Origin of the sequence: Actinomadura sp. WAC 06369, assembly GCF_003947565.1 — a bacterium.
GTDB lineage: Bacteria > Actinomycetota > Actinomycetes > Streptosporangiales > Streptosporangiaceae > Spirillospora > Spirillospora rifamycini.
The window spans coordinates 1-7,064 of the sequence record NZ_QHJN01000259.1 but is presented as its reverse complement, the minus strand read 5'-3'; the positions used below and the strand labels follow the sequence as shown (position 1 = coordinate 7,064).

The window sequence follows — 7,064 nt, the reverse complement described above, 5'->3', positions numbered from 1 at the left end:
ACCGCCCGCGCGACCCGCTCGGCCACCCGCCGCGCCGCCGCCCCCATCGTCTCCTCGGCGTACGCCGTCCGCGCGAACGCGTCCGCGTGGTGCATGACCGTGTCGAACGCGACCGCCCCCGCGATCCGGCGGACCTCCGCCCGTGAACTCTTCCGCATGCCCGAAGTATCGGCCGCCGCCCCCGGGACCCCTCCCGCCGGACGAACGGGTGAGGCCCGCGCCGTCGCCGGCGCGGGCCTCGTTCGGACGAAACGGTCCCGGGCTTCTACACCCGGACGTCCGGGGAAGCGTTGCCCGAACGGCCCTCGGGCCCCCGCTCCAGCCGCTTCAGCCGGCCCCGGCCGGGATCGGGCGCCGGCCCACTCCCGCCGCTGGCCGGCGGACCGCCGGCGTTGCCCGGACTCGGCTGCCCGCCGCCCCCGGACGGAGGCGCGGACGGCGCCGGGGCGGACCCGGACGGCGCGCCACCGGACGGCGGCCCCGACGGCCCCCGGCCGCCGCCCTCGTGCAGCATGTTGCCCTCGCGCCGCTGCGAGGAGCCGTCACGCTCGTCCTCGTCCCGGTTCCCGTAGCGCGGCGCGTCGTCGCTCCGCCACCCCTCGTGGGGCATGCGGCCGCCCGACCCGGCACCGTGCCGCAGCTCCCGGCCGTACTGCCGCACCCCCGTCCGCGGCGGACGCTCGTCACGGGACTCCGCACCCGGCGCGGGCTCCCCTTCCGGCGCGACCACGGTCGGCTTCGGATCGCGGAGCAGCAGGGTCTGGTCGAGGCCCACGCCCTCCTTCCCCACCGGCGCCCGGTACACCGCCGGATCGGGCAGCCGCTCGATCTCCTCCGGCGTCAGCGGCGGAGCCTCCGGCTCCTCGATCCGCTGCACGAACAGATCGGGGTACATCGCCTTGACGCGATCGAGCAGCTCCCGGCTCAGCTCGCCGGACTTGAACCTGTGGTCGCCGAACCCCCAGGTCACCTGCGACCACCAGTCGCGGTTCCGCTCGTTGTACTCGTCCACGAACTCCTTGGCCGCGCCCCTGTCGGTGGCGAACTCCTCGGCCAGCTCGTCCGCCCTCGTCCTGGCTTCCTCGGCCCGCTGGAACCCGTAGTTGAGCGAGATGACCTGCGCGTTCATCGCCATCCCGCTCATCGCCATGCCGTAGCCCCCGGTCATGCCCTGGAACCGGGCCGACGGCGGAACCCCGACGACCGGCGGCCGTCCCGCCCCCGGCGGAAGCTTCACCGGAGGCACCTGACCGGGCTGCGTCTCCGGACCCGCCGGAGGCACCACACCCCCGGGCGAGGACCCCGGCACCGACGGACGACCCGCCCCACCGGGCGGCGTCCCGGGTCCGGGCGGCGTGCCGGGGCCGGTCGGCGGCGCGACCGGACCGCCCGACGCCCCGGGAACCCCGCGCGCCGGCCAGCTACGCCCGGGCGGCACCGGGTCCGCCGCCCCACCGGACGGCGCGGGCGCCACGGGCTTGGGCCCCGTGGACGGCCCCGGCCGCGTCGGCGGGAGACCCCCACCGTCACCACCGGTCCCACGCGGCCCGCTCGGCCCGTTCCCCCCGAAGCGGGGCCCGGACCCATCGTCCCCACCCCGCGGCGCGCTCGCGCCCGGCGCGGCACGTCCGGCGCCGTCCGCACGGAGACTCGGCCAGGCCCCCTGGCGATTGCCGCGTCCGGGAATGGGCCCGGTACGCGGGTTGGCGGCCGGCGCGGTGCGTCCGGCGCCGGGTCCGGTGCGGAGGCTGGGCCAGGTGCCCTGTCGGCCGCCGCGTCCGGGGATGGGCCCGGTGCGCTGGGTGCCGGACGACGCGGTGCGTCCGGCGCTGGGCCCAGTGCGGGGGGCCGTGGCCGGTGCGGTGCGTCCGGTTCCCGGTCCGGTGCGCAGGCTGGGCCAGGTGCCCTGCTGCCTGCCGCGCCCGGGAATGGGCCCGGTACGCCGGTTGGCGACCGGTGCGGTGCGTCCAGTGCCGGGGCCAGTGCGCGGGGCCGCGGCGGGCGCGGTGCGTCCGGTGCTGGGTCCGGTGCGGAGGCTGGGCCAGGTGCCCTGTCGGCCGCCGCGTCCGGGGATGGGCCCGGTGCGCTGGGTGCCGGCCGGTGCGGTGCGTCCGGTGCTGGGCCCGGTGCGCGGGGCCGTGGCCGGTGCGGTGGGTCCGGTGCGGAGGCTGGGCCAGGTGCCCTGCTGCCTGCCCCGTCCGGGGATCGGCCCGGTGCGCGGAGCCGTGCCGCCGGTCCGTCCGGACGACGGCTGCTGGGTGCGTCCGGACGACGGCTGCTGCTGGGTGCGTCCGGACGGCTTGGGGGACAGGGACCGGTCGCCCTCGCCTGGGCGCCAGCCCGCCCCACGCGCCCAGGACTCGTCGTCGAGCTGCTCGGCGGCGAGCACGGCGCTCCACCGGGCATGGCGCGCCATGACCAGGTCGTCGGAGACGAGCCCGCGGGTCAGCGGGTTGCGGGTGTTGGCGCGCTTCGCCTCGAGTCGATCGAGACGCTGCTGCGTCCCCACCAGGTCCTTGCGGACCGCCTGCACGTGCTTCTGGCGCGCCTTGACGAGGGCCTGGTTGGCCTTGGCCAGACGCCGGTAGGCGCGCTGAGTGCCGGCCCCTTGGCTACGTGCGCGCTCGACGGCCTGGGCGGCGCGTTCCGCCCGCTTCTCGGCCCTCGTAAGCGCCTGCGCGCGGTGCTCCCGCAGGTACGGCTCGAGGAAGTCCCCGACCGGCTGCACGAAGCGAAGCGGCGTAACGGGGTTGTCGAAGGGGTTGGTGCCGTCCGCGAGTATCGGCCCACCGCTGTACACGGCCCGCTGGGCCAGGGGGTCGACGGCCTCGCCCGCGGCGGCGGTCCGCCCCCACAGCACCCGCATCGTGCGCGGACTCGTCATGATCCAGGGCTCGGGATGGAACGGCCCGCGCCCGACGGGTCCGAGGCGTCCGCGCCACCCGGAGGTGGTGCGCCGCTCGGGCGCCGTGCGGTCTTCCTCGCCGTCCCGTCCCACCGGTCCGGAGGCCGGCGGAACGCTCTCGGGGAGGTCCGGGGCATCGGACGAACCGGGACCGTCCGCGCCCGGGACGCCCGGGGCCGGGTCCGGTCCGGGCTTGGCCGGGGTGTCCTCGGGTCGCTCCGGGTTCGGGGTCCGCCCGGGCTCGTCCTGGTCGCCGGCGCCGTCCGGGCCGTCCGCACCGCCGAACTGGACGGGCCGGTCCGGTCCGGTCGAGGACGGGCGCGGCTCCGCGTCCCGCGGCCGGGTCTGCGGCACCCGGTACTGCTCCTGGGCCCGCTCGATCCGCTCGCGCAGCCGCCGCTGCTGCTCCTCGAGGCGCTGCGCGAAGGGGTTGTCCGACGCGCTCGGGGACGACGCCGCGTGCACGAGCCTCGGGGGCGCGGGCCCCTCCGCCGCGTGCGCGGCGTCCGCCGCCAGCACGTCGTGGGCCAAGGCACCGAGGACGGTGAAGAGGAATCCCCCGCCCAGGGTCAAGCCCACTCGTATCGGTCTGATCATGCTCGCCAGCCCATCCGTCCGGCGAGGCGTCCGGCAACCCTTCCGGGGCGTCCGGACACCTCCCGGACACTTCCCGGACACCCCAGGGACGCCCGCGCGCGAGGCCCGCGCCGGTCGGCGCGGGCCTCGCTCAGACGGAACGCGGGTCAGACACGGACGGACGCGTCACCGGACGGCCCGCCGTCGTCCTCGGGCCCCCGCTCCAGCCGGTGCAACCGCTCCGGTGCGGGTGCGGGCGCGGGAGCCGGACCGCCGCCACCCGACGGCGCACCCCCGCCACCGGACGCCGGAGGGTTCGCGGCCGGCGGCGGGCTCGACGGCCCCTGGGCGGGCGGCGGGCCGCCGTCCCCGCCGCGGCCGCCGCCGTCCCGCGCGTCGAGGCGCTCCTGCTCCTTCTCGGCCTCGCGCTCCCGCCGCTCCTCCTTCTTCTCGCGGCGCTCGTCCATCCGGTCCATGAGCCGCTGGTGCCGCTCGAGACCGGACTCGCCCTTCTCCTCCCGCTCCGGACCGGACTCCCCGGACGGCGCGGGCGCCCGGCGCGGCTCGTCCCGGAGCAGCAGGTCCAGGTTCTCGCCTTCCTCCCCGACCTTGTAGCGGTAGACCGCCTCGGTCGTGCGGGTGCCGGCCTCGTCCCTGGGGGTCATCACACCGAACCTGGTCCGGTCGTCGTCCGGTGCGGGCGGCGACGTCTGCTGCGGCGCCGGGGGATTCAGCACCTCCTCCACGAGCTCCCGCAACTCGGGCACGAAGTAGTCCTCCGGGAACCGCTCCGAGCCGGCACCGAAGAACTGGCTGAAGTCCCGCGTGCGGCGCTCGACCCACGAAAGGTCCTGGTACCGGTCGTACTCGTCCGCGAACTGCCGCGCGAACTCCGGATCCTCGGTGATCTTCTGGGCCACCCAGTTCAGTTTCGGGGCGAGCAACCTCCCGTACAGCCCCTCCAGCCCGATGGTGGCGACCTCGGCGGCGATGTTGCGCCCCCGCAGCGGCGACTTGCCCGTGATGCCGGGGGCCTTGTCGGGCGTGAACGTCGGCGCCTGCGGCTTCGGCTGCCGCGGCTGCTGCGGAGGGCGGTCCGGCATGGGCGGTTCCCGCTTGACGGTCGGCCCGGTCTCGTCCCACTCGGGGACCGGCCCCGGCCTGGGGTTCCCGAGAGGCGGCCGGTCCGGCGCGGGCGCAGCCGGCCCCGAGGGCCGCCCCGGCCCCGCCTGCGGCCCGGCAGGCGCGGGCAGGGTCCGCACCGGCCCGCCGGGCACGGGTGCGGGCAGCGTCCGCACCGGCCCGCCGGGCCCGGGCCGCGGTGCCGCCGGACGCACCGGCTCGCCGCCGCCGCGACCGCCGCCGCCCGGCGCCTGCCGTCCGTTCCCGGGCCGCGACGACGACAGGTCGCCGCCGCCCGGACGGGAGTCCGACGGGCGCGAGCCCTCCGGCCGTCCACCGGACGGACGCGACGGCCCGACCCGCGTGGGCGTACGGGGACGGTCCAGCACCCGTCCGGGCAGGTCCGGACGGACGGACGGGCGGCGCGGCTCGTCCGTCCCGGGCCCGCTCGGCCCCGGCCGGACCGCCGGGACGAACGGCGGCACGCGGAACGGATCGTCCTCGGGCTCGTCGCCGGGCTCGTCCGCCGGCTCCTCGGGAGTCTCGGGCGGCTCGGGATCCCCGGGCAGAACCGGCGCGTCGGGCCGCTCGGGGTCGCCCGGAAGGCCGGGGGCCTCGGGAGTCCGGGGCGTCTCGGGCGGCTCCGGGTCACCGGGCAGGTCCGGCTCGGGGGCGGCGGGCAGGCCGGGGTTCTCGGGAGTCCGCGGCGTCTCGGGCGGCTCGGGATCCCCGGGCAGAGTCGGCACCCAGGGCTGCTCGGGCGGAGTCGGCACCCAGGGCTGCTCGGGCGCGCCCGGCCCGTCCGGACCACCCGGCTGACCGGGCGAGGCGGGCCCTCCGGGGAGGTCCGGCCGCACGGGCGGGTTCACCGGCTCGTCACGCTGGGGAACCTCAGGCCGCGGAAGGTCGCGCTGGGGAAACTCCGGCGGACGGCCACCGTCCTGCGGCGCATCCTCAGGCTGAGGGACGAGCGGAGGAGCCACCGGGTCAGGCAGCACGATCGGCTGCCGATCCCCGAACCGGTTCGGCGAACCCTGCCCACTCTGCTCGCCCTGCCCGTCCACACCGCCCTGGCCGCCGTTCTCCCCGGGCTCTCCTTGCCCCTGCTGCTGCTGCCCTTCTTCCTGTCCCTGCCCCTCCTGGCCTTCCTGTCCCTCCAGTCCCCTTTGCTCCTCCTGCTGCCCTTGCTGGCTGTTGTCGCTCTGCAACTCCTTAAGACCGGGCCAGAGCTTTTTTTCGATCTCCTTCGCCCCCTGCAAACGCGACTTCGCTTTGTTCAGGAGGCGTTCCAGCTTGGCGACCGAGTCCGCATCGCCCCGCCGTCTGGCGTCGCTCAGCTTCTTCCGGAGGTCCTCGACGGCTTCCAAGGACGTCTGCAGTTCGTGCCGGTTCCCACGCGGCGTTTCGAGCCACGCCTGATAGGATGCGTATCCGATTTCGAGGGCGCCCTTGACGTAGGTGAAGGCAGTCTCCCACTTCGGGTCGAGAATGCCGTTGTTGCCGGACTTCTGGTTCTTGTCCCAGGAACGCTCGAGCGTCTTCTCGACGCCCTTCTTCCAGACGTATCCGGGCTCCGTCGGAGCCTGACTGGACGAAATCCACATCAGGAACCGAGTCCTCAAGTACAGGATCCAGTCTTCGAGATCGCTCGCCGGACCGTACCGTCTCGGACGGTCGCCTCCCTCGCCCGCGGCGGTTTGCCCGCTGGTGCCCGACTGCGGGGCGTCCGGCCTGGACGGACGCGTCGGCTGCGGCGCCCAGGGTGTGTTCGGCACATCCCAGGGCGGCGGGGCCCCGGGCGCACCCGGCCCCGCCGGTGCGCCGGGCCCGGCCGGCTGGCCGGTGCCTCCGGTCGGCGGCATCGGCGAGTTCGGCCTCGGCGCCGTCGGGCGCGGCCTCGGGTCTGGTGCCGGACGTGGGTCCGTCGGTGGCCGTACGACCCGGTCCGGCGGGACGAACGGGGGCCGGTCGGGGGCGCCGTCGTCCGTCCGCTTCGCCGCTCGGCGCGGCCCGGTCCGCCGGCTCTCCGGCCGCTGCTTCGGCGTCTCGGGCCGCGCCGCCTCCGGCGCGCTCCGCCGCGGCCGCTGCACATACGGCCCGCCGTAGCGCTCCCGCATCTCCTCGATCTGCTGCCGGATGTCCGCCGGATCGACCCCCGGCACCTTCTTCCGGGTGCCGTTCGAATCGCAGTCCAGCCGGTTGTAGTAGTTGCCGTAGGGCGGGCAGTACCGCCACGGCTCCGAGCCCGCCGCCGCATGCGCGGGCGCGGCCGTCATCGCGTCGTAGGCGAGTCCGCCCGCGGTGGCGAGGAACAGTCCCCCCGCCAGCGTGAGCCCCGCTCGCATCGAGTGCTTCATGGACGCCACACCAGCCGTCCGGCCAGGTGTCCGGCAACAAACCGGACACCCCGAACACCCCCACCAGCCCGGCATCACCCAACGTTCACCTGCCCGACACCACC

Annotated in this window: 2 protein-coding genes; both read right to left on the bottom strand. The window is 76.5% G+C overall.

Annotated features, from left to right (window positions below; genetic code table 11):
* Positions 1–265 precede the first annotated feature (265 nt).
* Positions 266–3,484 carry a hypothetical protein gene (locus DMH08_RS37405; protein ID WP_125620957.1) on the bottom strand — a complete coding sequence of 1,073 codons (3,219 nt, stop codon included), beginning with the start codon at positions 3,482–3,484 and terminating at the stop codon, positions 266–268.
* Positions 3,485–3,648: 164 nt separating this feature from the next.
* A complete protein-coding gene (locus DMH08_RS37400) occupies positions 3,649–6,948 on the bottom strand; it encodes a hypothetical protein (RefSeq protein WP_125620955.1) in 3,300 nt (1,099 codons plus the stop codon).
* Positions 6,949–7,064 lie beyond the last annotated feature (116 nt).